The organism is Paracidovorax sp. (genome assembly GCF_057642795.1).
Map to the genome: position 1 here is coordinate 244189 of NZ_JBXYZY010000027.1, position 26935 is coordinate 271123.

21 protein-coding genes are annotated in these 26935 nt (G+C 67.6%); 5 read left to right on the forward strand and 16 right to left on the reverse strand.

The window, feature by feature from the left end:
• Nucleotides 1–58 precede the first annotated feature (58 nt).
• Nucleotides 59–1375 (forward strand): dicarboxylate/amino acid:cation symporter, encoded by a 1317-nt coding sequence (locus tag AC3A84_RS10475; RefSeq protein WP_487969562.1) that lies wholly within the window; start codon nucleotides 59–61, stop codon nucleotides 1373–1375.
• 72 nt (nucleotides 1376–1447) lie between these two features.
• Here AC3A84_RS10475 and galE read toward each other — a convergent pair whose 3' ends face one another.
• Entirely contained in the window at nucleotides 1448–2458 is a 1011-nt protein-coding gene (gene galE / locus AC3A84_RS10480) for a UDP-glucose 4-epimerase GalE (RefSeq protein WP_487969563.1), read from the reverse strand.
• 122 nt (nucleotides 2459–2580) lie between these two features.
• Between galE and AC3A84_RS10485 the strand changes: the two genes are divergently transcribed.
• The 4 genes from AC3A84_RS10485 (at nucleotide 2581) to AC3A84_RS10500 (ending at nucleotide 6674) form a co-directional block, all read left to right on the forward strand.
• Nucleotides 2581–3564, forward strand: a complete 984-nt coding sequence (locus tag AC3A84_RS10485; protein WP_487969564.1) for a DUF4434 domain-containing protein — start codon at nucleotides 2581–2583, stop codon at nucleotides 3562–3564.
• A gap of 113 nt (nucleotides 3565–3677) precedes the next feature.
• The gene (locus tag AC3A84_RS10490) at nucleotides 3678–4826 is read left to right on the forward strand and encodes an acyl-CoA dehydrogenase family protein (protein ID WP_487969565.1); all 1149 of its coding nucleotides are present in this window, start codon (nucleotides 3678–3680) and stop codon (nucleotides 4824–4826) included.
• A 79-nt stretch (nucleotides 4827–4905) separates the two neighbouring features.
• Nucleotides 4906–5139, forward strand: coding sequence for an acyl carrier protein (locus AC3A84_RS10495; RefSeq protein WP_092940545.1), 234 nt, complete (start codon nucleotides 4906–4908; stop codon nucleotides 5137–5139).
• A 95-nt stretch (nucleotides 5140–5234) separates the two neighbouring features.
• Nucleotides 5235–6674, forward strand: coding sequence for an AMP-binding protein (locus tag AC3A84_RS10500; RefSeq protein WP_487969566.1), 1440 nt, complete (start codon nucleotides 5235–5237; stop codon nucleotides 6672–6674).
• A 3-nt stretch (nucleotides 6675–6677) separates the two neighbouring features.
• Here the strand turns inward: AC3A84_RS10500 and AC3A84_RS10505 are convergent, their stop codons facing one another.
• The 15 genes from AC3A84_RS10505 to murA all read right to left on the reverse strand — a co-directional run bounded on the left by AC3A84_RS10505 (nucleotide 6678) and on the right by murA (nucleotide 26872).
• Nucleotides 6678–7370 (reverse strand): alginate O-acetyltransferase AlgF, encoded by a 693-nt coding sequence (locus AC3A84_RS10505; protein ID WP_487969567.1) that lies wholly within the window; start codon nucleotides 7368–7370, stop codon nucleotides 6678–6680.
• A gap of 13 nt (nucleotides 7371–7383) precedes the next feature.
• On the reverse strand, nucleotides 7384–8961 hold the full coding sequence (locus tag AC3A84_RS10510; RefSeq protein WP_487969568.1) for an MBOAT family O-acyltransferase: 1578 nt from the start codon (nucleotides 8959–8961) through the stop codon (nucleotides 7384–7386).
• Between the two features lie 6 nt (nucleotides 8962–8967).
• Nucleotides 8968–10083, reverse strand: a complete 1116-nt coding sequence (locus AC3A84_RS10515) for an alginate O-acetyltransferase AlgX-related protein (RefSeq protein ID WP_487969569.1) — start codon at nucleotides 10081–10083, stop codon at nucleotides 8968–8970.
• Between the two features lie 3 nt (nucleotides 10084–10086).
• The gene (locus AC3A84_RS10520) at nucleotides 10087–11097 is read right to left on the reverse strand and encodes an alginate O-acetyltransferase AlgX-related protein (RefSeq protein WP_487969570.1); all 1011 of its coding nucleotides are present in this window, start codon (nucleotides 11095–11097) and stop codon (nucleotides 10087–10089) included.
• Between the two features lie 70 nt (nucleotides 11098–11167).
• Nucleotides 11168–14512: an NfrA family protein gene (locus AC3A84_RS10525; RefSeq protein ID WP_487969571.1), complete on the reverse strand. Its 3345-nt coding sequence runs from the start codon at nucleotides 14510–14512 to the stop codon at nucleotides 11168–11170.
• Entirely contained in the window at nucleotides 14509–16218 is a 1710-nt protein-coding gene (locus tag AC3A84_RS10530) for a glycosyl transferase family protein (RefSeq protein ID WP_487969572.1), read from the reverse strand. Before AC3A84_RS10530 ends, AC3A84_RS10525 begins: the two co-directional genes overlap by 4 nt.
• A 41-nt stretch (nucleotides 16219–16259) precedes the next feature.
• Nucleotides 16260–18410, reverse strand: coding sequence for a hypothetical protein (locus AC3A84_RS10535; protein WP_487969702.1), 2151 nt, complete (start codon nucleotides 18408–18410; stop codon nucleotides 16260–16262).
• Between the two features lie 111 nt (nucleotides 18411–18521).
• On the reverse strand, nucleotides 18522–19655 hold the full coding sequence (gene wecB / locus AC3A84_RS10540) for a non-hydrolyzing UDP-N-acetylglucosamine 2-epimerase (protein ID WP_487969573.1): 1134 nt from the start codon (nucleotides 19653–19655) through the stop codon (nucleotides 18522–18524).
• Between the two features lie 606 nt (nucleotides 19656–20261).
• A complete protein-coding gene (gene hisA, locus AC3A84_RS10545; RefSeq protein ID WP_487969574.1) occupies nucleotides 20262–20999 on the reverse strand; it encodes a 1-(5-phosphoribosyl)-5-[(5-phosphoribosylamino)methylideneamino]imidazole-4-carboxamide isomerase in 738 nt (245 codons plus the stop codon).
• Between the two features lie 66 nt (nucleotides 21000–21065).
• Nucleotides 21066–21722, reverse strand: coding sequence for an imidazole glycerol phosphate synthase subunit HisH (gene hisH / locus AC3A84_RS10550; RefSeq protein ID WP_487969575.1), 657 nt, complete (start codon nucleotides 21720–21722; stop codon nucleotides 21066–21068).
• A 52-nt stretch (nucleotides 21723–21774) separates the two neighbouring features.
• Nucleotides 21775–22413 (reverse strand): imidazoleglycerol-phosphate dehydratase HisB, encoded by a 639-nt coding sequence (gene hisB, locus AC3A84_RS10555; RefSeq protein WP_092940534.1) that lies wholly within the window; start codon nucleotides 22411–22413, stop codon nucleotides 21775–21777.
• On the reverse strand, nucleotides 22410–23537 hold the full coding sequence (gene hisC, locus AC3A84_RS10560; protein ID WP_487969576.1) for a histidinol-phosphate transaminase: 1128 nt from the start codon (nucleotides 23535–23537) through the stop codon (nucleotides 22410–22412). Before hisC ends, hisB begins: the two co-directional genes overlap by 4 nt.
• Entirely contained in the window at nucleotides 23534–24901 is a 1368-nt protein-coding gene (gene hisD, locus AC3A84_RS10565; RefSeq protein ID WP_487969577.1) for a histidinol dehydrogenase, read from the reverse strand. The genes hisC and hisD overlap by 4 nt, the downstream gene beginning before the upstream one ends.
• A gap of 7 nt (nucleotides 24902–24908) precedes the next feature.
• Nucleotides 24909–25562, reverse strand: coding sequence for an ATP phosphoribosyltransferase (hisG, locus tag AC3A84_RS10570; RefSeq protein WP_487969578.1), 654 nt, complete (start codon nucleotides 25560–25562; stop codon nucleotides 24909–24911).
• Between the two features lie 2 nt (nucleotides 25563–25564).
• Entirely contained in the window at nucleotides 25565–26872 is a 1308-nt protein-coding gene (gene murA, locus AC3A84_RS10575) for a UDP-N-acetylglucosamine 1-carboxyvinyltransferase (RefSeq protein ID WP_487969579.1), read from the reverse strand.
• Nucleotides 26873–26935 lie beyond the last annotated feature (63 nt).

Here is a 26935-nt window from a genome sequence, read left to right on the forward strand (position 1 = left end):
TTTCCATTCCGGCAGGACGTCCCGCACCGAGGGCCGCCCGGCCCGCAGACCGCCTTCTATGTCGCTTCGCAAAAAAAAGCTGCCGCCCACGGCCGGCATCCTGGTCGCCATGATGCTGGGCATCGTGATAGGCCATTTCATCCACGCCAACGTCCTGGAACCCCAGCAGGCCACGCGCATCGCGGGCTACATCTCGATCGCCACGGACGTGTTCCTGCGGCTCATCAAGATGCTGATCGCGCCGCTGGTGTTCTCCACGCTGGTGGTGGGCATCGCCCACATGGGGGACGCCGCCTCGGTGGGCCGGGTGTTCCTCAAGGCCATGGGCTGGTTCCTGACCGCCTCGCTGATTTCGCTGCTGCTGGGCCTGGTGCTGGCCAACGTGCTGCAGCCCGGCGCCAGCCTGAACCTGCCGCTGCCGGACGCCGGCCAGTCCGCCCAGCTGGCGACAGCGAAGTTCACCTTCAAGGACTTCGTGAACCATCTGGTGCCACGCTCGTTCGTGGAAGCCATGGCCAACAACGAGATCCTGCAGATCGTGGTGTTCTCGATGTTCTTCGGCATCGCGCTGGCGGCCCTGGGCGAAAAAGGCCAGACGCTGGTGCGCGGCATCGAGGAGCTGGCCCACGTCATGCTCAAGATCACGGGCTACGTGATGAAGTTCGCCCCGGTGGCGGTGCTGGCGGCCATGGCGGCCACGGTGGCCGTGAATGGGCTGGGCATCCTGCTGAAGTTCGCCGTCTTCATGGGCGAGTTCTACCTGGCGCTGTTCCTGCTGTGGGGCGTGCTGATCCTGGCGGGCTTCCTGGCGCTGCGCGGGCGGGTCTTCAAGCTGCTGCGCGAGATCAAGGAGGCGTTCCTGCTGTCCTTCGCCACCGCGAGTTCCGAGGCCGCCTACCCCAAGCTGCTCGATGCGCTCGACCGTTTCGGCGTCAAGCGCCGCATCTCCAGCTTCGTGATGCCCATGGGCTACTCGTTCAACCTGGACGGCTCGATGATCTACTGCACGTTCGCCACGCTATTCATCGCGCAGGCCTACGGCATCCACCTGCCGCTGGAGACCCAGGTCACCATGCTGCTGATCCTGATGCTCACCTCCAAGGGCATGGCCGGCGTGCCGCGCGCCTCGCTGGTGGTGATCGCCGCCACGCTGAACCACTTCGACATCCCCGAGGCCGGCCTGCTGCTGATCCTGGGCGTGGACACCTTCCTTGACATGGGCCGCTCGGCCACCAATGCGGTGGGCAACTCCATCGCCGCAGCCGTGGTTGCCAAGTGGGAGGACGCGCTGCTGTCCGAGGAGGACGCCGAAGTGCGCGCCGCCACGCTGGACACGCAGCCCGATCCCCCGCGCGCCCACGCCCACGGGGCCTGAGCGCGCAGGCAGCTGCACGCCGCACGGCGGTGGGCGGACCGGCGCCGCCCGCCCCGCCCCGCCCCGCCCCGCTCAGCCCAGCGTGCGGGCCGTGCCGTCCTGCCAGCGCCAGGCGTCCTCGCACATGCGGTCGATGCCGTGGCGGGCACGCCAGCCCAGCAGCGATTCGGCCATCGCAGGATCGGCCCAGCACTGGGCCACATCGCCGGGCCGGCGGTCCACGATGCGGTAAGGCACGGGCCGGCCGCTGGCCTTCTCGAAGCTGGCCACCATCTCCAGCACCGACACCGGCTTGCCGGTGCCCAGGTTCACCGTCAGCAGGCCGGGGTTCTGGCGCAAATAGTTCAGCGCTGCCACATGGCCGTCGGCCAGGTCGCAGACGTGGATGTAGTCGCGCACGCCCGTGCCGTCCGGCGTGGGGTAGTCGTTGCCATAGACGCTGAGCGCCGGCCGGATGCCGGCCGCCACCTGGGTGACGTAGGGCATGAGGTTGTTGGGCACGTCGCTGGGGTCTTCGCCGATCAGGCCGCTCTCATGCGCGCCCACCGGGTTGAAGTAGCGCAGCCGGGCGATGCGCCACTGGCCGGGCTCGGCCTTGTCCACGTCGGCCAGCACCTGCTCCATCATCAGCTTGGTCCAGCCGTAGGGGTTGGTGGCGGTGAGCGGGAAATCCTCGCGGATCGGCACCGTGGCGGGCTCGCCATAGACCGTGGCTGACGACGAGAACACCAGCGTGCGGACCTGGGCGGCCTGCATCACGCGCAGCAGCGCGACGGTGCCCGCCACGTTGTTGTCGTAGTAGCGGAGCGGCTCGCGCACCGACTCGCCCACGGCCTTGAGCGCGGCGAAGTGGACCACCGCATCGACCTTGTACTCGCGGATCACGCGCTCAACCAGCGCCTCATCGCGCACGTCGCCCTCCACCCAGAGGGGCGCACGGCCCGTGATGCGCTCGATGCGATCCAGCACCGAGCGGCGGCTGTTGGAGAAGTTATCCAGAATGACGAAAGGCATCTGCGCGGCGGCCAGCGCGACGCAGGTATGTGAACCGATGAAGCCGGCTCCGCCGGTGACGAGAATCAATCGACGCTCCTTGAAGCTGTGGAATGCCGCTGGGCGGCACGCGCCGCCATCATGGCAGCCGCTTAAATGTATATGCTGCACGCGAACGCATTCCTGCACTCCCGCCCCAGGTGCCCTCCGCCATGCCGAACTCGCCCGCCCCCTCCTCGCCCCCCCACGCAGGCCTGAGCCGGCGCACCTGGCTGTGCCTGGCCGCCACGGCACTCGCCGCGGGCTGCACCGCACAGACCAGCCGCTTCCAGGGCACCTTCATCCAGCCCTGGAAGAGCTTTGAATCGCTGTCGCTGGACGAGTGGCGCCAGCGCCTGCGCACCACGCGGGCGCTGGGCTGCGATGAAATCGTGCTGCAGTGGAGTGCAACGGAAGGCGGCACCTACCCCTGGACACTGCCCGAAAGCCTGATCGCCCTGATCTTCGACGAGGCTGCGCGCGAGGGCATGTCGATCCGCATGGGCCTGCCCTACGACGAGCGCTGGTGGACCGTGCTGTCGTCCACCGAACCGCAGGTACTCAAGGACTTCTTCGCCAACACCCAGAAGCGCTGCCTGGACTATGCGAAGACCGCGCCCTGGAGCCGCCGGCCCAGCTTTCGCGGCTGGTACCTGCCCTACGAGCTGGACCAGTACAACTGGGCGACGCCCGAGCGGCGCGCGCTGCTGGTGGCCTGGCTGCAGGCCATCGCCACAGGGACCAGCCAGCCCCAGCCGCTGGCCGTATCCACCTTCTACAGCCAGCTGCAGACCTCGGGCAAGCTGACCACGCTCTGGTCCGACATCCTCGACAAGGTCATGCTGCGCCCGATGCTGCAGGACGGCGTGGGCGTGGCCGGCATGGGCAACTACGCCGGCCTGGAGCCGCTGCGCGCCCTGCTACGCCAGCGCAAGGTGCCATTCGATCTCATCGTCGAGCTGTTCGAGCAGTTGCCCGCTCTGGAAGGCACAGGAGGCGCCTTCCGTGCCCGTGCCGCGACGGCCGAGCGCGTCCGGGCGCAACTCGCGGTAGCACGCAACTACGGAGCCGAGCGCGTCATCGCCTTTGCCATCGATCCCTGGATGCTGGGTGACACGCCGGAAGCGCGCCAGCTGCTGCAGGATTGGCAGAAGTAGCAAGGGTTCCGCCCAGCATGCCCAGTTAGACGAGGCCTAGCTTGTGAAATACAAAAGAACTATCGAGAATGCAAGGCCACGCAACTAACAACTATATGCACCCATCTGAGTCGTTGAGCGCACCCGTCGCAGACCAAGAGCTGAACCAGGTTTTCGCGATTGCTGCACAGCATGCGGACGCTGTCGACCGCGAAGGCCGTATCCCCACCGAAGCGCTGCAGGCGCTGCGCGAAAGGAAATTGCTGGGCTTGCTGGTGCCCCACCGCTTCGGCGGCCCCGAGCTCCCCCTGCGTGCCGTCGCCAACCTGTGCCGCCGGCTCTCCGAGTCCTGCGCCTCGACCGGCCTGATCTTCGCCATGCACCACTCGCAGGCCGCGGTGGCGATCCGCCAGACAGGCGAGAGCGCCTGGCACCATGCCCTGATGGAAGACATGGTGCGCAAGCAGCATCTGGTCGCATCGGCCACCACCGAAGGCGGCGTCGGCGGCTCGATCCGCACCAGCTCCTGCTTTCTCGACCGGCGCCCTGACGGGCTGCACCTGAACAAGAGCGGGACCGTCATCTCCTATTCCACCGCGGCCGACGTTTTCCTCGTCTCCGCGCGCCGCGCGGAAGACGCTGCGGCTTCCGACCAGCAACTGGCGTCCGTGATGCGTGGCCAGCTCACGCTCACCCCCCGTAGCCGCTGGAACCCCATCGGCATGCGCGGCGCCTGTACCGACCGGTTCGACCTGGCAGCGCACTGCAGCACCGAGCAGATCTTCGAGGGCACCTTCGCCAAGGCCATGTCCGAGGCCATGCTGCCGACATCGCACATCCTGCTCGGGTCCGTGTGGCTGGGCGTTGCCGTGTCGGCGCTGTCGCGGGCGCGGGGCTTCCTGCGCATGCGCAACCGCAAGGGCATACCGCTCAACCCCATCGCCAACCTGCGGCTGGCCGAAGGCGAGGCTCTGGTGCAGCAGATGCGCGGCATGCTCGCCGCCAACGTGGCGCTGTACGAAGACGGTGTGAGCCAGGCCTCCGGCCTGGATCGCATGGTGAGCTACAACGCGCTCAAGGTCGGCGCGTCGGAGCTCGTCGTGCGCATCACCGACATCGCGCTGCGCATCTGCGGCATCCAGGGCTACATGGAAGAAGGCGAGTTCTATCTGAGCCGCCACATCCGCGATGCCCATTCCGCCGCGGTGATGGTCAACGACGACCGCATACTCGGCAACATGTCGTCCGTGGTGCTCGGCGCACCGCTCGAACGCGACATCTGACAATCTGGCGGACCTCCGCGCTGCCTGTCCGCGGGCAGCACAAGTCCACTTTCCCCATCGACACTCACTCCTCATCGCCATGACGCAATCCGAAGTCGAAGCCCAACTGGCCGACATGATCCAGGCCGCCATCTTCAAGAAGGTCGAACCCGACACCCTGCTGCTCGAATCCGGCCTGCTCGACTCTGTCGCGGCCGTCGATCTGATGCTGGCCATCGAGGCCCGCTTCGGCTGCACCGTGCCCATCACCGAGGTCGAGGAACACCTGCACTCGCTGCGCACGCTGTCCACCTACGTCGCAGCGCACAGCTGAGCCCGGCCTGGCCGAGGCGTTTGCTCCGCCGGCCCCGGCCGGCCTTCACCCCCTCTTTCCTGCGCGATGCCTGCCAAGGCGCGAAAGGAGCACCCATGCATTTCGACTTCGACACCGGCGAGTTCCGGGATCTGTCCACCCGCCCCGATGCGCTGGCCGTGATCGCCCACGACCGCAGCCTCAGCTGGCAGGCGCTGCGGGCTGAGGCCCAGGCCTGGTGCGACGAAGCCCGCGCGCTGGGCCTTGAGGCCGACGCCCCCATCGTGATCCGCGGCCACAAGGAAGCGGCCTTCATGGTGGCGCTCACCGGCGCCCTGATGCTGCGCGCGCCCTTCGTGCCGGTCGATGCGGTCTATCCGCAGGACCGGCTGCAGAGCATCATCGACACGCTGAACGCCCACCTGATGTACGACGCGGCGGCTGCCCGCTTCCAGGTGCTGCGCGATGGGCCCGCCCCCACGCTGGCCGAAAGCGGGCTCGGCTACATCATGTTCACCTCGGGCACGACCGGCAAACCCAAGGGCGTGCAGATCGGCCGCGAGGGCGTACAGGGCCTGATCGACTGGATGCGACTCGATTTCGACCTGGGCGAGGTGCCGGTCTTCCTGAACCACACGGTGTTCAGCTTCGACGTGTCGCTCTACGACGTGTTCGGCGCGCTCACGACCGGCGGCACCATCATGATGCTGGACCGCGACTCGGGCGCCTCGGTGCTGAAGGTGGCCGAGCTGATCGCGCAGCACAAAGTCACCACCTGGGTCTCGACGCCTTCCTTCGCGCAGCAGCAGCTGCTGAACCCCGGCTTCTCCGGTGCCGCCCTGCCCTCGCTGCGCACCTTCCTCTTCTGCGGCGAGCCGCTGCCCGTGCCGCTGGCACGCCAGCTGCGCAAGCGCTTTCCCGGCGTGCCCATCCTCAACACCTACGGCCCCACGGAAGCCACCGTCGCCACCACGCTGCTGAAGGTGGACGATGCCCTGCTGGCCACCGATGCCGTGATGCCCATCGGCTACGCCAAGCGCGACGCGCAGGTGTATTGCGACGAGGGCGAACTCTGCATCGTCGGCACGCACGTGATGCGCGGCTATATCAACCGCCCTGATCTGAACGCCACCCGCATGTTCGTGAAGGACGGCCTGCGGGGCTTCCGCACGGGCGATCTGGGCATCGAGGGCGAAGGCGGCCTGCTCTTCTGCCAGGGCCGGATCGACGACCAGATCAAGCTCAACGGCTACCGGCTCGAACTGCTGGAAGTGGACGCCGCCCTGGCCACGCTGCCCGGCGCGCGCGCCGGAGCGGCCGTCGCACTGCGGCGGGCCAACGGCTCGGTGGCGCGCCTGGTCGCCTTCGTGGAAACGGGTGAAGGCAACGAGAGCCTGCCCGAAGAGCTGGCCGACTGGAAGAACCTGCTCGCCGCCCGTCTGCCCCACTACATGCTGCCGACCGAGCTGCTGGCCTGCCCGCGCATGCCGGTGTCGGTCAACTACAAGATCGACCGCGCCAAGCTGGCCGAGCGATACCTGGCACTCAACGCCTAGCGCTTAGCGCTTGACCGGGTCGGTGCGGCTGGGCTGCATCACCAGCACAGGCTTGCCGGTCGGGCCGACCAGGAAAAGGCTCAGGTAATCACCCGGCTGCAGGGCCGGCAGCGCCTGGGCGGCGGTGGCGGCTTCACCGCACTGGCCGCTCAGGCTGGCCTTGACCGGATTGACCGATCGAGCCGCGGATGCACTGGCCGGCACATCACGGAAGACCGGTGTACCTGTGGGGGCGAGCGCCAGTTGCGCCTTGGCGCAGCCCTCTGCCAGGTTGTAGAAGCGCAGCTCGGCCTTGAGCGCATCGGGCGTTTCCGCCGTGTCATCGATCGGCGTGAAGGCGAACCGGTCGCCCTCGCGGCGCAGCACCAGGGTGCTGAAGGTGTTGGGCTTCACTTCCAGCGACGCGGCCGGCTTGCCATTCACCTGCACGCTGAAGCGGCGACCACCGGCCACGATGGCGTAGCTCGTGGCGGGCAAATCGCCCCCGACGCGCTGCACCGGCCCTTCGGCCACGCGTACCTGGAGCCGGGCCGGGGAAGGGTTGACCACACGCACGAACGATGAGCCGGCCGGCGGGCGGGCGGCGTAGAGCTGCGACAGTGCGCCCTCTTCGGCCGAGGCCGCACCCGCCGCGGCGCCGAGCGCCAGGGAGAGCATCAGGCCGCGCAGGGAAAAACGGATGGGAAAGCAATGCATCTGCGGACTCGCGTCAGAACTGGAAATAAAGGAAGCGGGTTTCCCGGTGCAGGTTGACCAGGCACAGGAACAGCACCACCAGGGTGGCGGCCAACCAGGCACCATTGGGCCGCCAGCGCAGCCAGGCCGGCGTGGCCTCCTGCGGCTTGGCGAGGGCCGGCGACCAGTGGCCCAGGATCTGATGCGAATTAGGTGCCAGCCACACGATGGACATCAGCAGGACCAGATAGACGGCCTGCAGGTTCCGTCCGAGCCAAAGGCTCGGCGGCGCATCGCCGGCGATCAGGCCGGCCCAGGAGGCGCGGATGTCCTCCATGCCGTTCGCACCCGCCATGGCTTTCAGAAGGCCCACCGCCTGCGTCACGTCCAAGGCGCGGAAGAAGGCGTGCGCCACCATCACCGCCACGAAGGTCAGCAGCACGCAGAAGCTGCGCCACAGCCAGCGGCTCCAGGCCTGCTTGGGGGCGATGCGCGGGCCCACGACGATGCGCCACGCATGGTTGATGCAGAGATAGCTGCCGTGCAGCAGCCCGTAGATGAAGAACTGCCAGCCCGCGCCATGCCAGATACCCGCCAGCCCCATGGTGTAGAGCGTAGGCAAGGCGATCATGACCGTGAAGCCGCCCGGAGAGCGACTGCCCACGGAGCCCACTGGCAGGCCGCGCCGGCTGCGCCAGCGCGAGAGGCGCATGGCCATGGGGTAGTAGAGGTAGGCCGTGAGGTAGCGCGTCAGCGTCATGTGCCAGCGCGCCCAGTATTCGATGATGCACGGCGCCTTGAAGGGCGAATTGAAGTTCAGCGGAAAACGGATGCCGAACATCTTCGAGAGGCCCAAAGCCATGTCCGAATAGCCCGAGAAGTCGAAATACAGCTGCATGGCATAGGCCAGGCTGGTGCCCCAGGCGCCCCAGAACCCCAGGTGCGAAGGGTCGGCGAAGCCCGCATCGGCATACGGGGCGATGGTGTCGGCAAACAGCACCTTCTTGGCCAGGCCGATCACGAACAGGGTGCCGCCGATGGACAGGTTCTCGGCCTTGAAGCGGTAGTTCTGCGGGTCCGCGAACTGCGGCATCATTTCCTTGTGGTGCAGCACCGGCCCCGCGATCAGGTGCGGAAAGAAGGTGACGAACAAGGTGTGGTTGAGCAGGCTGGGCGACTTGACCATGCCCGCCTTGCAGTCGAGCAGGTACCCGATCTGCGTGAAGGTGAAGAACGAGATGCCGAGCGGCAGCAGGATGTCGTCCACGCGGGTGGCGGTCCAACCCCAATGGTGCAGCTCGCCCACCAGCGCCGCGAAATACTTGTAATAGAAGAGCAGCACGAGGTTGCAGGCGATGCCCAGGGCCACCACCCACCACTGCCGCCGTGCCTGGCCGGCGCTGTGCACGATCAGCAGGCTGACACCGTAGTTGAAGGCGATAGACGCGGCCAGCAACACCACGAACCGCGGATTCCACCAGCCGTAGAAGACGAACGACACGACGCACAGCCAGAGCGCTGCCCAGCGCAGCCGCACGGCACCCAGGGCGTAATAGCCGCCCAGCGCGATCGGCAGGAAGAGGAACAGGAACAGATAGGAATTGAACAGCATGCCGTGTCAGCGCAGCTCGGCCAGCGCTTTGCGTTCCGCCGCGCTCAGGGGCAGCGAGAGCGAGAGTTCGGAAAATTGCCACACCACCACCTTGAGGCTGGCGGGCCACTGGTCTTGCCGGCCCAGCGCGGCCAGCATGGCTCCTGCGAAGAAACCGCCGTCCTGGCTCTGGTTCCACACCTCGCGCCCCAGGGCACGGCCCAGCCGCCCGGCGAATTCGCTGCGCAGGCCGTTGGAGTCGCCCAGCAGCAGCACTTCGGCGGCCGGCCCTTCGTCGAGCAGGCCACCGGACTGCACCGGCCGGAGCTGCTCGGGCACGAAACTCTCGAGCGGCGGGCGCCAGCCTTCGGGGGCCTTTTCCAGGCCCGCGAGCACGATGAGATCGCCCATGCGGGGCTCGGGCGCGTTGCCGCGCACGTCGTCGAAGGCCTGCGCGCCCTTGCCGCCCAGCCCCGGCAGCGCGGACTGCGCCACCTGGCCGGCCGCCGCCTCGGCGCCTGCGGGCGCCATGTGGACGTCGGTGCGGTAATAGGCCTGCGGCAGCGCGGCGAGCGTGGGGCGCAGATCGATATGGGCCACGCCCTGCTCGGCCAGCGCCTGCTGGAACGCATCCATCCTGGCGCGCATGGGCTGCGACACGCGCAGGCCGCACAGCTGCGCGGCCTCGATGCGCGACTTGTCAGGCACCACGGCCACCACGGTGCGGATGCCGGCCTGGGCGAGCCGCTCCGTCCAGGCGCGCATGAGCTTCAGGCGCTCGTCGAAGGCGCCTTCGTTGCCGGGTTGCGGGCGCAGCCCGTCGCGGTAGAAAAGCCAGCCCGGGCAGCCTTCGGCGACCTGCGGCCCCAGGTCGCCCAGCAGCCGGTAGCGCAGCGCGGCGCTCCAGAGATCGATCTCGCCCTGCCCCGGCAGCACGCCGAGGGCCTTGTTGAGCTGGTTGCCGGCATGGCCGTCCACCCAGGTCGAGGGCTGGAAGTCCGCCGCGTCGAACTGCAGACGGGTCAGGCGGAAAACGCCCCACGCGCAGCCGACGACCAGCACGAGGCCGATCACCCAGGCGATCAGTCGGTGGCCGGCCAGGGATGCGTCACATGAAGAGGGGGAAGGCGAAGGCGGCGCCATCGCTCAGGACGCCAGCGCGGCCTTGAGCCTGCGGCTCCAGTCCGCGTCGCTGATCACCGAAGCCGCGTCCCAGAGGCCGCGCGCATCGGGGCCCAGGTGGAAGTTGGGCTCGAACAGCTGCCAGACCAGCACCTGGGGCGGCTGCTTGCGGTACGCATCCGACTCCAGGTATTCGAGCAGAATCGACCAGAAGCCCACGTCGCCCGGCTTCCAGTTGACCGACACGCGCCGGTCGAGCAGGTTGGAGAGCTTCTGCGGGAAGCCGAAATACGGCTGCACCATGCTGTTGCCCGTGACATGCACCGGGGCCTGCACCTCGGCCAGCAGGCTGTCGGCCTCCACGGCGCGACGCACCGAAAAGATCTCGCGCCCCACCGACTTGCGCTGCTCCGGCGACAGGAAACGGTCCGCCAGATCCCCGAAGCGCCGCTCGTTGGACATCGAGCCCAGGGCGAGGCCGGTGCCGGGAGCCCCGGCCAGCTGGGGCACCAGGGAGCGGATCAGATCGGCCGTCGCCTGCGCGGTGGCATCGGCAGCGGGCTGGGTCCAGTGCTGGTCGGTGCGGTAATAGACGGGCTGGCCGCTGCGCACCAGGCCGCGCAGGATGCCGTCGTCATCGAAGGTGGGAACGTCCGCGGCACGCATCTTCTCGAGGATGCGCGCATAGCGCGTGCGCATCTCGGGCGAGAGGCTCATGCCGTCGGGCAGCTTGTCTTCGTAGAGCGCCATCTTGTCTGGCAGAACGGGCACCACCAGCGCAATGCCCTTGGCCGCAAGCAGTTTGCGCACCTCGGCCACACGGGCGACCGTGGCATCGATGCCGGCCCAGTCCGGCACGGCAGCATTGCCCCAGCCGGCAAACAGGTAGCCATCCTTGCCGATCACGGCCAGCGTGCCCACCTGGGGCTGCTGGGCGAGCGTGGGCAACGCGAACCCGCAGGCCAGGCCCAAAGACCAGGTCAGCACGGAACGGCGACTGAATGCGTGGGAGGAATCGGCAGGCTGGTTCATCATGGCAACGAAGGGAAGAATTTGCAGAAGCAGGGGCCGCGCCGGTCTCCGGCACCGGCCCATCCGCCACGGGTCAGTAAGAGTAAGACAGGTTCATGAACACGCCTTTGGAACGGCTGGCATCGCCTCCGCCCAGATTGGCGCGGTACTGCACGCTCAGGTCCACATGCGAGCGCTGGGCGTTGTAGCGGTCCCCGGCCAGCCAGTAGCGGAAGTTCACGCCAGGCCCACCGCCCAGCGACCACGACCGCCCGTTGTCAGCCAGATCGAATGAGCCGTTGCCCGCCAAGGGAACGCCCGACGCGCGGTTGCGGGTGGAATACCAGTCGGCACCGACGGAGACGTGCGGGAAGATGACCAGCCGGTCGCTGTACGAGGAGAGGAAGCTGCGGCCCACGCGCACTTCGCCCGCGGCAAAGCCCTGGCCACGCTTGAGGCGGCCCCGGTCGCTCGCCAACACCTCGCCTGTGGCGCTGCGCACGGTGTAGCGCACGGGGGTGTCGAGCATCGTGTAGCCGGCCTGGAGGTAGCCCTCCATGGTGTACCAGCTCGTGGTGTCCAGACGCAGCGCCGTGCCGTCATAGAAGCCGTAGAGCATGTACGCCTGCCAGCCTCCGGTGCCGCGGCTCGATTCGTAGTTCACCGCAGCGGCCTGGTTGTTCAGCTGGCAGCGGACATCGTCGGGCGCCGGGTTGAGCGAGCCGCTGCGCGTGGCGCTGCCGAGCAGGAACTGCCGCTCCAGCCCGAAGGTGAAGTTCGCGGCCGTCGAAGGCGTGTAGCGCGCACCGATCGCACCCGTGGTGGTCGGCAAGCCGGACACGCCCTGGAAGCTGGAGTCGCCCACGTTGATCGTGCCGCCGCCGCAGGGGTTCTGCACAACCTGCGCGCCGGTGCGGTCTGTGCCGCTGCGCAGGGTGTTGGAGATCCGTCCATAGACGTCAAAGGTGGACGTGGTGGAGTTGAGGAACTCCGGCGGCCGCCAATACACCTCGGCCGTCGAGAACACCGAGTCGCCAGGGACCGATACGGGCTGCCCCACCAGCCCGTTGGACGCGGACCTCGCGCCCCGGTACCCGACAGAGACCGTCGCGCCCCATTCGCGTGAAAAGTTCGCCACGGCGCTGCGTGTGTCAAAGCGCTGCTGGGCATCGAGCGGCAGCTTGCCGGCATCGGCATCGTCGATGGCCTGGCGCAGCATGGCTGCGGCCGCCGGGCGGTTGCCCGTAGCTGCCGTGGCATAGGCCTCGTCGAGGACGTTGGTGGGCGGTGCCTGGCCGGTGCTGCGCGCCGCGACGAAGTCCTGCAGTGCCAGCGCCGGTTGGTCTTCGGCCAAATAGAGATAGGCACGCTGGCGCAGCAGGGCGGCATCGTCGGGAGTGGCCTTCAGGGCCAAGTCCAGACGCTCCAGCGCTTCCTTGCGTTCCGGCGGCGCGCCGGCGGCCAGCGCGATGGTCAGCAAATTTTGGTTGGCTGCGTTGTCCGGCTGCTCTGCCACAGCCCGGCGAGCCAGGGCGATGGCGTCGGTATAGCGCTTCTGCCCATAGGCTGCATAGGCGCGCGCAGCGGGGTTGTCGGTGCCCGGGGCATCCCACGGATGCACTTCGCAGACAGTTCCATAGGGCGTGTCCCGGCACAGCTGCAAGGGCGCATAGGCCGTCACGTCGAGCCTATCTGCCGTGCCCCAGCCCCAGCCGCCGATCTTGGCGGCGGCTTGGCGGCGCTGGTCTGCCTGTGCATCGCCCGAAGGCAAGGGAGCCAGCAGCGCCAGGGCCCGCTCGGGGTTGGCTGCGGCCAGGGCCAGGTCGGCACCGATCAGGCGGGTGTCGCGGCGCTGTGCATCGTCGATCCAGTCGTGGGCCAACACGGCATCGACATCTTGCTGAGCGGCATCGGAGCGCCCCAGCTGCTGGCGCAGATAGGCGCGCAGCAGTTGAACGGCGGTGTTCTCGGGATCGGCGTCCAGCGCTGCGGTCGCTGCCTGCTCGGCAGCCGGCAGCTCTTGCGCACTTTGCAGAGCGCCAATCAGAAGCAGTTGGTGGCTGGCCACATCGGGCGCCAGTCGCACGGCCTCGCGTGCGCTCTGAACGGCGTCTGAGAGTTTGTTCTTGGACAGCGACTCATAGGCCTTCAACGCATACTGATTGGCGATGGCCTGCCGCTCCAGGCGGATACGTGCCACGATCTCGTCGCGGTTGGGAGCACCCAGCGCGAGCGCCTCGTTGCCGGCCTGGATGGCGGCATCGAAACGCTGTTCACCCTCCAGAGCATTGAGCCATAGCAGCACCCAGGGTCCCTGCGTAGGATCGGTGCGCACGGCCTCTTCGGCGTTCTTGGCGGCTTCGGCGTATTTGCCGGCGTTGTATTGCTCGTAGGCCACCGTCGCGATGGGGAAGCCCTTGCGATAGGCCTCGGTCGTGGGTGCGCCCGAGCCTGCGGGCTGCGGGCTCAGATTGGTGACGGAGGCGGTGAGCTCAGGGCTGTCCAGGCCTTGAGCCTGGGCCTGCTGCGCTGCGCGCAGTGCCTCGTCACGCCGCTCCAGCTTTTCAAGGGCATAGATGCGCAGCAGATGCAGCCGGACCACGTCGGGGCGCAGCCGCAGGGCCTGGTCGGCACGTTGCAGGGCTACCTCGTAGCGCCCACGGTCGTAGGCACGGTACCCTGCATTGGCGAGGCGCCACGCCCGGCCGCGCAGCACTGGTCCAGCCTGCGTAGCTTTCGGCGACCGTGCCCCCGACCGCGTCCGGCGCTTGCGCCGCTCCTCGGCCGGCGGCCGCTCACGCGCACCGCTGCCGGCGACCGGCGGGGGCAGTTCGATCGCGCCCCGCGGAGCGACTGGGGCCCGCAAAGGAGGCTCCGCAGGTGCTGCCGGCAGATAGATGGGCTGCGATCGCGACGACACGGCGTAGAACTTGGCAGGCCATAGGGGCAACGGGACGGGCATGCCGACCACCATGTCCGCGCTGCCCGGGAGAGGCAGCGCCCGTGCGCCATCGGCCGAAGCCTGTTCCAGGTAGGCACGCAGGGCGGCCTCCAGGCGAACGCGCAGCTTATCGCGCTCCATGCCGACGGCGGCAGCCCGGCCCTGGGCCGACGCCACGAGCGGCGGCAGACTGACCACCGGGTCCACGTCCGGACTGGCGTGGAGCGCATATTCCAGGCGCATGCGCCGCGCCATCGCATCCCGTGGGTCCAGCAAGGGATATGCGGTTTGGACGGGGCTGGGAGGCGCCGTGGGCTGAGGCGCATTCTGCGGCGGCGCCGACAGGGTGTAGCTCATCGCCAGACGCAGCGGTGGCTCGTCGTCCTGCAGTCCGTTGCGCGCCGCGTGCTCCAGGCCAGCAGCCGCGAGTGCCGGCGTGATGGGCCACACGGCGGCCAGGGCGATCGCGAGGATCGTGCGATTGCTCAATCGGTTCATGCGGGTACAGCCTCGGGGGCGCCTTTGTTGCTGCCCAGGGGGGCCGCGGCGGCCAGAGCCGCTTCTTCTTGTTGGAACGAAATCGCTTCGTCCAGGGTGCCCTGATCGAGCCAGCCGTTCTCCAGCAGGATGGTGCCCAGGGGACGCCCGGACTGGGCCTGCAGTTGCAGCGCCCGCTCCAGATGGACGTCATCAATGGCACGCCAGGAAAGCAGCAACTCGCCCAGCCGCTGACGACGCTGGACGAACTGGTCTGCCGACGGAAAGTCGTGCATGGTCTTGTCCCAGACCAGCCGGGTGCCGAATAGCTTGCTGGACAGGAACAGGCGCCAGGCACGTGCCGCCGCCATTGCGTTGATGCAGTTGCCCACGATCATGCGGGGAACCGACAGCACGCCGTGCTCCCAGCCGTACATGGTCGTGACGAAGTACGCGCGCTGCACCACGCGCATCAGCAGCGCGAACGCATTGAGGCCCATGACGGTCAGGAACCAGCCGCCCGGCGGGAACACCGAGGGGTAATACACCGTCCACCAACCCAGCACATCGGCGATGTAGAACAGCAGGAAGTTGAACATCAGCACGTAGCCAAGTATGGCCACGAACGAGGTGACGAGCCCCTTGCGATCACGGAACAGCAGGTACTTGGTCGCCAGCGAGCCGCTCCAGCCCACCTGCTCCCAGCCCTGCAGACCGATGCCCAGCGTCCAGCGCGCCTTCTGTCGGTAAGCTGTGCGGAAGGTGTCGGGGAAGAACTCGCGCACGCCCAGCGGCATCTGGATGGAGCCAACTTTCTCGCGCCCCAGCCCGAACAACGAGACGCGTCGGGTGACGTAGTCGACGTCGAACTTTCCGAAGATCTGCTTCATGCCCATGCGGCTCAGGCGTGTGCCGATGTCGTAATCCTCCGTCAGGCTGTCCACGTTGAAAGGCTGGTTGTCGGTAGCCTGAGACAGCTCCTTCAGGGCTCGATGCGAGAAGCAGGTGCCTACACCAGCGGACGGGACCATGCTCGACAAGCTCTCCCGCACCACCAGATCCTTGCTGTGCCATTCGGCGAACTCGTCCATATAGGTGCCGGCCACGAGTTCAAACCAGCTGCGCTCGAGCGAGGTGACCGGCAGCTGAATGAAGTCCATGCGCGGCAGCAGATAGCTGTAGTACTTGAGTTCCAACGGGTGAAGCACGTCTTCGCTGTCGTGCAGCACCACACCGGCGAAGGGTGCGGGCAGGTGCTGCTCATGCTTGAAGAGGGCCTGCACAATCCAGTTGAGGCAGTCGGCCTTGCAGGTGGGCCCGTCGTGCGGCACCTCGACACGCACCAGCTGCCGATAGCGGCGGCGCATGCGCTCGACTTCAGCGATGGTGCGCGCGTCGTTGCGGTACGTCCCCACGAAGATGGTGTAGTTCTTGTATTCGAGCGTGGACACCATGTTGCTCAACATGGGTGCGATCACGTCGTACTCGAGCCACGCCGGCACCATGATCGCGATAGGCTGCTCGGGGCGTTCGCGGAGTTCCGCCGCGGTCAGGCGCTTGTACTTGCGCCGCACGGTCAGAGACCGGTAGATCTCGCGCACCCAGTACCAGACATCGACGAACAGATCGTCAATGCTGGACAGCAGGATGACCACGCTGACCACTGCCGTCAGGATTTCCAGCCAGCGATAGTAGTCAGCGAACAAGTACGGCCAGTACAGCGACATGCAGGTTCAATCCGTGAAGAGTCGACAGCAGCGCGCAGCCATCAGGACGATTCGTCCTTGCGACGCTTGGCGCGGTAGGCGAACACCAGCAGCAGCATCAGGGCCAGCAGCAGCAGGCTCAGCAGCGGAACGCCCCACGACAGGTACCGACGCCATTCGTAGAACGCGCTCTCGCCGGCGCCCGGGGGCTGGCTGGCAGAGGGGTTGCTGCTGTCCAGCCAGCTCACAGGGCCTTCTGCACCGATGATGGCGATGTCGCCACGGTTGAGCACGAAAGCCTTCTGCATGCCCGCAGGCTGCTCGCCCAGGGTCTGCCAGATCAAGCCGTAATGTCCGTTCGAGCGGCTCACCTCGGCAGCGCTCAGGCGCGAGAGGCCATCCACATCGAGCCAGGGCGCCTTCTTGCCGCTGATGCGCAGATGGGCATCCTTGATCTGGACCTTGGAATCCACGCCATCGACGGGCACCTGCAGGGCCAGGAAGGGCTTGGAGGGCGAGAACGACTTGCCTTGTTCGGCCACCACGAACTCGGCGCGCACAGGCGTCACACCGGAAGCCACGGCCATACGAATCAGGCGCATGAGCGTGGTGGGTGCGTCGGCCAGGTAAGAGGCGGGCACCGCCACCACAGGAGTGCCAGACATCAGGGGCAGCAGACCCACGAACGTGCCGTCGGGTGTGGAGTCGCCAGCCTTCACGTAGCTGGTCGGCAGCACATTGACCGGGAAGCCTTCAGGCGTCTCATTGCAGTCGTTGGAATACGGCTGGCGCTGGAAAGACACACGGACCACGTTGTTCAGACCCAGGGCGTAGCCGGGAACGCGCGCATCCAGCCGCTCGGGGCGGCCGTTGGCCTCCAGCCGCTTGGCAGACAGGAGCACGTTGTTCCAGAAAACCGAGGCCACGGGCCGCGTGGAAGAGGCGCCGGGCGCCGCCGCGACGTCGATGACGAGGTCGGTAGGCATGCGGCCGTTCACGGCCACGGCACTCAGCGGCAGCGTGGCAGTCCAGTCGCCACGGGACACCACGTCGAAGCCGGCCTCGGTGCCGAGATTGGCCAGACGCAGCACAGAGCGGTCATCCAGCTCCGGCGCATCCGCCTTGTTGATCACCACCTGGCGCGAGGTGAGCACGTTGCGCCAGACGTCTGCGAAGGCCCCGGCCGCTTGGGCGCCTGCATCTTCGGACAGCACGATCACCGGGCGGGCGCCCAGGATCTCGAGCTTGACCTGATGCGAAGCGGGTGCCGCCGCGCCTGCTGCGGTCTGCAGGCCGCGCCAGCTCGCGAACGCCTGCGCAGCGGCGGAATCGCTGCCGAACTGTGCAGCCACAGCGTTCAGCGCCTTGCCGATCTGCTGCTGCAACGCGGCATCCGACACCAGCAGGTCGCCTGCGGCTTCTGCAGCGCCCAGCACGAGGAGCGCGCCGACCTCGGCGTCGTCCTTGAGCACGTAGCGGGGATTGCCGCTTGCCAGGCCCGCGAAGGCGGGCAGCGCGGCCAGGCCGGCGGGCACTTGCCAGCCGCTGGTATTGATGGTGTCGCCCGGCACCGGGAAGGCCTTGACCTGTACGCGGCGACCGGCCTGCTCCAGAGCAGCGCCCATGCGCCACGCGGTGTCATAGGAGGCCTTGGACAGGTTGCGCGAAGCCACCAGCAGCGTGGGGCGCGCAGGCAGGGTGAGCCAGGCATCGGCCAGGCTGGTGAGCGCGGCGCTGTTGAAGCGATAGGTGAATCGGGTCTCGGGTGCGATGGACAACACGTTGCCGGTGGAGCGCTCCACCTCGCAAATGCGCTGGGCGACGTTGTTGCGCCAGTTCACGCCCAGGCGCAGGAAACCGTTCGTGCGCACCGAGGTATCGACTTTCAGCAGCTGGCTGGCATCGCCCTCCTGGGACTCGATGCGGCGCGAGAACGTCGGGCGGCCGTTCACGAAGATCACCATCCAGGTGCGGCCTTCTTCGGCCTTGTAGTAGCGGCCGTTGAAGTCGATGCTGGCTTCGGCCAGCGGCAGCGAACGCGGCACGGGCAGATAGAAATCCTGCTTGGAGTCGAAGCCGTTCATCAACACGGCGTCATTGAAGCCCAGATCCGAAAGCGCGAAGCTGCGCGTGACCCACACGTCGCCTTGCAGCCGCTGCAGAGCGTCGCTCGCAGGACTGGCCAGTGCCAGGAGGGGGGCACTCAAGCCCATCATGCAGACCAGTCTGGCGGTGTGCTTCAAGCGCGACGGAAGTGAAAGGACCATGGGAAAGCTCCGGGGTAATACGAGAATGGATCGGGGGAACGACTGGCCGGACATGGCTCAGGGGCGGAATTCGGTGAAAGGGCGGCCGCAGAGGGCATCCACGATGCGCTGACAGGCATGGCCGTCGCCATAGGGGTTGCCCCGACGGCTGAATTCGGCATGCACGTCCGCGTCGTCCAGCAGGCGCCGAGCCTCATGCACGATGCGGTTCTGCGACGTGCCCACCAGACGCACCGTGCCCGCGGCCACGGCTTCGGGGCGCTCGGTGACATCGCGCATCACCAGGACGGGCTTGCCCAGATAGGGCGCCTCTTCCTGCACACCACCGGAGTCGGTGAGGATGAGGTAGGAGCGGCGCATGAACCAAACGAAATCCAGATAGTCCAGCGGCGCGATGAGATGGACGTTGGGCAGGCCCGAGAGGGTCTCCTTCACCACGTCCTGCACATTGGGATTGAGATGCACCGGATAGACGATCTGCACATCGTTGCGGCCGGCGAGTTCCTTGAGCGCAGCGCAGATGCTGCGAAAGCCATCGCCGAAGTTCTCTCGGCGATGCCCGGTCACCAGCACCAGCTTGCGGCCGGCGTCGAGCCACGGATATCGCGAGGCCAGGTTCGAATCGAGCACGGGGTCGGCATCGAATTTGGCGATGATGGTGGCCAGTGCGTCGATCACCGTGTTGCCGGTGACCCAGATCCTGCCGGCAGCGCCCTCGCGCGCAGCGGCATCGCGGGCCGAAGGCGTGGGCGCGAACAGCCACTGGCTCATGCAGTCCACGACACGGCGGTTCATCTCTTCGGGAAAGGGCGACTGCATGTCGCCGCTGCGCAGCCCAGCCTCCACGTGGCCGATGGGAATGCGCCGGTGAAAGGCGGCCATGGCGCAGGCCGCCGCGGTGGTGGTGTCGCCATGCACCAGCACGGCATCGGGGCGCACGGTCTGCAGCACGTCGTCGACGCTGCCGACGAGGCGGGAGAACAATCCGTTCAGAGTCTGGTTGGGACGCATGACGTCGAGGTCATGGTCAGCCTGCAGATCGAAGAGGGCCATGACCTGGGCCAGCATTTCCCGGTGCTGGCCGGTGACGCAGACCACGCTCTTGATCTGCGACTCGCGTCGCATCGCAATGACCAGGGGTGCCATCTTGATGGCTTCGGGTCGGGTACCAAAAATCGAGAGAACACGCATTCGAGGTCGCAGAATCTATGCCCACGCCTAGCGTGCCGCCACGAGGCGACCTCTCCTTTGCGCGAACCGGATAACAGGGAAGACGCACCGGAGCGCGTCAGCGGGGCGGGAGCGATCTGCGTCGTCTGACCCTCGAGTTTTGATACTAGCAAATGTCTCAGGGGTAAACGAGTGTCACAAATGGACTTTCCACAGCGATAGCGATAATTAAATATTGCAGCATCGCCCCGGTCCTACACACACTCAAATAAGGGCCGTGTTAGCGGGTGACCGCCAGGGTGGATTTGAGCCCTGGCTGGCGATCCTGGAGGGCCACCGACGTCCTCGAAGGGGTCGCGCTGGAAGTCGGCCTTACCGATAGCACAGTGGGTATGCGCGGCCCGGACCCAGCCCGCGCAACGCGCGCGACCCGGGGCCTGACGGCTGAATGGGACGGCCGCGCCCCCCATCACCCTGCGGAATGAGCGAAATCGGGCGGGCGACACAGGAGATGGGAATAGCTTGCCTGGGCTATTTTCAAGCGGCACGGCGGTGCGCGCCTCACGCCTATTGCGCGGCGCTACCCAGCGAGGTTCCCAACAGCCTCGCTGGGCGATATGGGCGGGCTCAGGCCAGTTCGTCGGCCCGGGCCTGGGCGGCGGCGAAGTCCAGGTCGCCCGAGTAGATGGCGCGGCCGCAGATCACGCCCTCGACGCCTTCGCTTTCCACGGCGCAGAGCTGCTCGATGTCGGCCATGCTGCCCAGGCCGCCCGAAGCGATGACGGGAATGGTCAGCGCCTGCGCGAGCCTGACCGTGGCGTCGATGTTGATGCCCGACAGCATGCCGTCACGGCCGATGTCGGTGTAGATGATGGACTCGACGCCCCAGTCCTCGAACTTCTTGGCGAGGTCCACCACCTCGTGGCCGGTGAGCTTGCTCCAGCCGTCGGTGGCGACCTTGCCGTCCTTGGCGTCCAGGCCCACGATGATGTGGCCGCCAAAGGCACTGCAGGCGTCCTTGAGGAAGCCCGGGTTCTTCACCGCCGCCGTGCCGATGATCACGTAGCGCAGTCCCCCGTCGATGTATTTCTCGATGGTGTCCATGTCGCGAATGCCGCCGCCCAACTGCACGGGGATGTCGTCGCCCACCTCCTTGAGGATGGACTTGATCGCGCCATAGTTCTTGGGTGCGCCGGCGAACGCGCCATTCAGGTCGACCAGGTGCAGGCGCCGCGCGCCGGCATCCACCCAGCGCCGGGCCATGGCGGCCGGGTCTTCGCCGAAAGTGGTGGATTGATCCATGTCACCTTGCTTGAGGCGCACGCAGTGACCGTCCTTGAGGTCGATGGCAGGGATGAGCAGCATGATGTGAGAGATGAGCCGGCAGAAAGGATGGCGGTGCCGGGCCTCGGCCCGGCGGGTTGATGGGACTCAGGGGTTCCAGTGCAGGAAATTGCGGTAGAGCGCCAGGCCCTGGTCCGCGCTTTTTTCCGGATGGAACTGCGTGGCAAAAATATTATCGCGTGCGATGGCCGAGGCAAAGCGGCCACCGTAGTCGGTTTCGCCCGCGCAGTGGGCCGCATCCCGCACCACGGCATGGAAGCTGTGAACGAAATAAAACCAGCTGTCGTCCGGAATTTCTCCCCAGACCGGATGCGCGGCGGCCTTGCGCACGCGGTTCCAGCCCATCTGCGGCACCTTGTAGCGGCTGCCGTCGGGCTGAGTCCGCCCCGCCAGCTCGAAGCGGATGACCTCGCCCGGGATCAGCCCGAGGCCGGGTGTATCGCCCTCGGCGCTGTGGTCCAGCAGCATCTGCATGCCCACGCAGACGCCGAAGAGGGGCTTGGATGCGGCGGCCTCCAGCACGCTCTCCTGCAGGCCGGACTCGCGTAGCTCGCTCATGCAGTCGGGCATGGCGCCCTGCCCCGGCAGCACGACGCGCTGGGCAGCACGCACTTCGTCGGGGTGCGAGGTGACGAGCACCGTCCAGCCGGTGCCGGCCGCCGCGGCCAGCACGGCCTGCGACACCGACCGCAGATTGCCCATGCCGTAGTCCACGACGGCGACGGTCTTTGCTTCACTATTCATAGCAGATTGCGCAGGAGGAAAGAGCGCCAGAGGCCAATGGGAGCCCGAAGAATTACAGGGAGCCCTTGGTCGAGGGGATGACGCCGGCCGCGCGCGGATCGCGCTCCAGCGCGGCACGCAGGGCGCGGGCGAACGCCTTGAAGATGGTTTCGCACTGGTGATGCGCGTTGAAGCCCTTCAGATTGTCGATGTGCAGCGTGACGCCGGCATGGTTCACGAAACCCTGGAAGAACTCGTAGACCAGTTGCGTGTCGAGCTGGCCGATGCTGCCGGCGGTGAACTTCACGTCCATGTGCAAGCCCGGGCGGCCCGAGAAATCGACCACCACGCGCGAGAGCGCCTCGTCGAGCGGCACGTAGGCGTGGCCGTAGCGGCGGATGCCTTTCTTGTCGCCCACCGCGCGCGCGAACGCCTGTCCGATGGTGATGCCCACGTCTTCCACCGTGTGGTGGCCGTCGATGTGCAGGTCGCCCTCGCAGTCCACGCGCAGGTCGATCAGCCCATGGCGGGCGATCTGGTCGAGCATGTGGTCGAAGAAGCCGATGCCGCTGGAAAGACGCGCTTCACCAGTACCGTCGAGGTTGACGTACACGCTGATGCGGGTTTCGGCGGTGCTGCGGGACACTTCGGCGGTACGGTCGGCCGAGGCGTCGCCCTGCGAGGCGGAGGGTACGAGTGCGGAGGAGGTCATAGGGAGGCCTGGAGGGCGGCCAGCATCTGGGCGTTGTCGGCGGCGCTGCCGACCGTCAGGCGCAGGCAGTTGGCCAGCAGTGGATGCATTGTAGAAACGTTCTTGACGAGCACCTTGCGCTCTTTCATGCCCGCGAAGACCCGGGCGGCGTCGGCCACCCGCAGCAGCACCATGTTGGCCTCGCTGTCCCAGACGCGCTCGATGCCGGGCATGGCACGCAGCGCGGTCAGCAGCTCGGTGCGCGCGGCGCACAGTTCGGCCGCCTGGGCGGCGAACACCTCGGCATGCTCGAGCGCAAAGAGCGCCGCCTCGCAGTTGAGCACGCTCACGTTGTAGGGCGGGCGCACCTTGTCGATCTCGTTCACCAGCGCGGCGGGGCCGATCAGGTAGCCCAGGCGCACGCCGGCCAGGCCGAACTTGCTGAGCGTGCGCATCAGCAGCACGTGGGCGTTGCGCTCGGGCTCGGCGCGCATCCGCGTGATCCAGCTGCGGCTGGCGAAGGGCTGGTAGGCCTCGTCCATCACCACGATGCCGCCCTGCTCGCCCACCGCGTCGGCGATGCGCTGCACCACGGCCTCGTCCCACAGCGTGGCCGTAGGGTTGTTGGGATAGGCGATGTAGGTAATGGCGGGCTTGTGCTCGGCGATGGCGGCGAGCATGGCCGCCTCATCCAGCGCGAAGTCGGGCGTGAGCGGCACACCGACGAACTCCAGCCCCTGCAGCTGCGCGCTCATGGGGTACATCACGAAGCCCGGCATGGGCGCCAGCATGGTGGCGCGGCCGCCAGCATGCGGCTGGGCGCAGGCCAGGGCCAGCAGGGTGATGATCTCGTCGGAGCCGTTGCCCAGCAGCAGCGCGCTGCCTTCGGGTGCGCCGGCGTAGGCGGCCAGCGCCGCCTTCAGATCATTCTGGCGGGCGCCCGGGTAGCGGTTGAGCTCCAGCGCGCCCAGGCGCTGGCCCAGCGCGGCCTGCAGCTCGGCCGGCAGGCGGAACGGGTTTTCCATGGCGTCCATCTTCAGCACGCCGGTGGCGGGCTGGACGGGATAGGCGTGCATGGCGCGCACGTCGGGGCGGATGCGGTCCAGGGCGCGCAGGGCGGCAGGAGCGTTGACGGCTGGGTTCATGCGGCGGATTCCTTGGCGGCAGAGGGGGCGGAGCGGGCCGGCGGCACGGGCGTGAGGCGCAGCTCGGCGGCGCGGGCATGGGCCTGCAGGCCTTCGCCGTAGGCCAGCTCGGCAGCGATGGTGCCCAGCTTCTGGGCGCCCTGCGCGCTCACTTCGATCAGGCTGCTGCGCTTCTGGAAGTCATAGACGCCCAGCGGCGACGAGAAACGCGCCGTGCCGCTGGTGGGCAGCACGTGGTTGGGACCGGCGCAGTAGTCGCCCAGGCTCTCGGACGTGTAGGCCCCCAGGAAGATCGCGCCGGCGTGGCGCAGCAGCGGCTCCCAGCGGTGCGGGTCGGTGCTGCTGACTTCCAGGTGTTCCGGCGCGATGCGGTTGCTGATGGCGCAGGCCTCGTCCATGTCTTTGGTGAGGATCAGCGCGCCCCGATCGCTCAGGCTCTTGGCGATGATGGCGGCACGGGGCATCTCGGGCAGCAGGCGGTCGATGGCGGCCTGCACGGCGTCAATGTAGGCCGCGTCGGGGCACAGCAGGATGGATTGCGCGAGCTCGTCGTGCTCGGCCTGGCTGAAGAGGTCCATGGCCACCCAGTCGGGCGGCGTGCTGCCGTCGGCCAGCACGAGGATCTCGCTGGGGCCGGCGATCATGTCGATGCCGACGGTGCCGAACACGCGCTTCTTGGCGCTGGCAACGTAGGCATTGCCCGGGCCGGTGATCTTGTCCACCTTCGGCACGGTGGCCGTGCCGTAGGCCAGCGCGGCCACGGCCTGCGCGCCGCCGATGGTGAAGGCGCGGGTGACGCCGGCCACGTAGGCGGCGGCCAGCACCAGCAGGTTCTTCGCACCCTGCGGAGTGGGCACGACCATGATGATCTCGCCCACACCCGCCACGTGCGCGGGGATGGCGTTCATCAGCACGCTGGATGGATAGGCCGCCTTGCCCCCGGGCACGTAGATGCCCACGCGGTCCAGCGGCGTGACCTTCTGGCCCAGCAGCGTGCCGTCTTCGTCGCGGTAGCTCCAGCTCTCGCCCGAGGCCTGCTTCTGCGCCTCGTGGTAGCGACGCACGCGGGCGGCAGCGGCTTCGAGCGCGCCGCGCTGCACGGCGGGAATGGCATCGAACGCGGCCTTGAGCTCGGCCTGGGTCAGCTCCAGCGCGGCCATGCCGTCCGCCTGCAGCCCGTCGAAGCGGGCGGTGTATTCGAGCACCGCCGCATCGCCACGCGCCTGCACGTCGGCCAGGATGTCGGCCACGCGCTGCTCGATGGCCGCGTCGGTGTCGGCGGACCAATGCAGGCGGGCTGCGAAATCAGCCTCAAAACTGGCTGCAGCGGTTGACAGACGTGCGGGGGCAGCTACGAAATTCATAGTGACTTCAGTCGTTGCGGATGGCGCCGGCGAAGGCGTCGATGATGCGGCGCAGCGGCGCCTGCTTGAGCTTGAGCGCAGCCTGGTTGACCACCAGATGCGAGCTGATGTCCATGATGCGCTCGACCTCGACCAGGTGGTTGGCGCGCAGCGTGTTGCCGGTGGACACCAGATCGACGATGGCGTCGGCCAGGCCCGTGAGCGGCGCCAGCTCCATGCTGCCGTACAGCTTGATCATGTCCACGTGCACGCCTTTGGCGGCGAAGAACTCGCGTGCGATGGTGGTGTACTTCGTCGCGACCTTCAGGCGCGAGCCCTGCTTGACGGCCTGCGCATAGTCGAAGTCGTTGCGCACGGCCACGCTGACACGGCAGCGCGCGATACGCAAGTCCAGCGGCTGGAAAAGGCCCTGCCCCCCGTGCTCGATGAGTGTGTCCTTGCCGGTCACGCCCAGATCGGCGCCGCCGTACTGCACGTAGGTCGGCACGTCGGAGGCGCGCACCAGCACCACGCGCACGTCGGGCTGGTTGGTGGGCAGGATGAGCTTGCGCGATTTTTCAGGGTCTTCGAGCACCTCGATGCCGGCAGCGGCCAGCAGCGGCACGGTCTCTTCAAAGATGCGGCCCTTGGAAAGGGCCAGGGTGAGAGTGTCCTTGCTCATCTTTATTGCACTCGCTCGATGTCGGCGCCCAGGCCGCGCAGCTTGGCTTCCATGCAGTCGTAGCCGCGGTCCAGGTGATAGATGCGGTCCACCACGGTCTCGCCTTCGGCGACCAGACCGGCGATCACCAGACTGGCGGAAGCGCGCAGGTCAGTCGCCATGACGGTCGCGCCCGAGAGCCGCTCCACGCCTTCGATGATCGCCACCTTGCCGTCGGTGCGGATGTGCGCGCCCAGACGCAGCAGCTCATCCACGTGCATGAAACGGTTCTCGAAGATGGTCTCAGTGACCGTGGCCGTGCCCTGCGCCACCACGTTCAGCGCCATGAACTGCGCCTGCATGTCGGTCGGGAAGCCCGGGTATTCGGTGGTGCGGAACCCCTGCGCCTTGAGGCTGCCGGCGCCCGCGCTGCGCACGCGGATACCACCCTCCTCGGGCTGCACCTGCACCCCCGCATCGCGCAGCTTGTCGATCACGGCGTCCAGATGGTCGGCGCGGCCGTGGCGCAGCAGCGCCTCGCCGCCCGTGGCGGCCACGGCGCAGAGGAAGGTGCCCGCCTCGATGCGATCGGCCACCACGCGGTGCGTGCAGCCGTGCAGACGCTCCACGCCCTGGATGCGGATGCGGCTGGTACCGTGGCCTTCGATCTTCGCCCCCATGGCGATCAGCATCTCTGCCAGGTCGGTGATCTCGGGCTCCTGGGCTGCGTTCTCCAGCACCGTCTCGCCTTCGGCCAGCGAGGCGGCCATGAGGAAGTTCTCGGTGCCGGTCACGGTGACCATGTCGGTGGTGATGTGCGCGCCCTTCAGGCGCGTGCAGCCCGCAGGCAGCCGGGCGATCATGTAGCCGTGCTCGACGGCGATCTCGGCGCCCATGGCCGTGAGGCCCTTGATGTGCTGATCCACCGGGCGCGAACCGATGGCGCAGCCGCCGGGCAGCGACACCGTGGCCTCGCCGAAGCGCGCCAGCAGCGGGCCCAGCGCGAGCACGGAGGCACGCATGGTCTTGACCAGGTCATAGGGCGCCTCGGGCGTGTTCAGGCCACTGGCGTCGATGCGCACGGTCGATGCGTCGCCCCGGCTGTCCAGATCGTCGCAGCCGGGCGCGCGAGGCTGGTCGACCGCCACCCCCATGTTGCGGATCAGCGTGAGCATGGTGGCCACGTCCTGCAGGCGCGGCACGTTCAGCAGGGTGACGGGGTCAGCGGTCAGCAGAGCGGCGCACAGCTCGGGCAGCGCAGCGTTCTTGGCGCCGGAAATCGGCACTTCGCCGTGCAGCGGCCGGCCGCCGCGAATCAGGAGTTTGTCCATGGCGTTTTGCCCCAGAGTGTCATCAACAAAAAGCCGCCATGGCGCTCGTGGATCCAGCGCTGG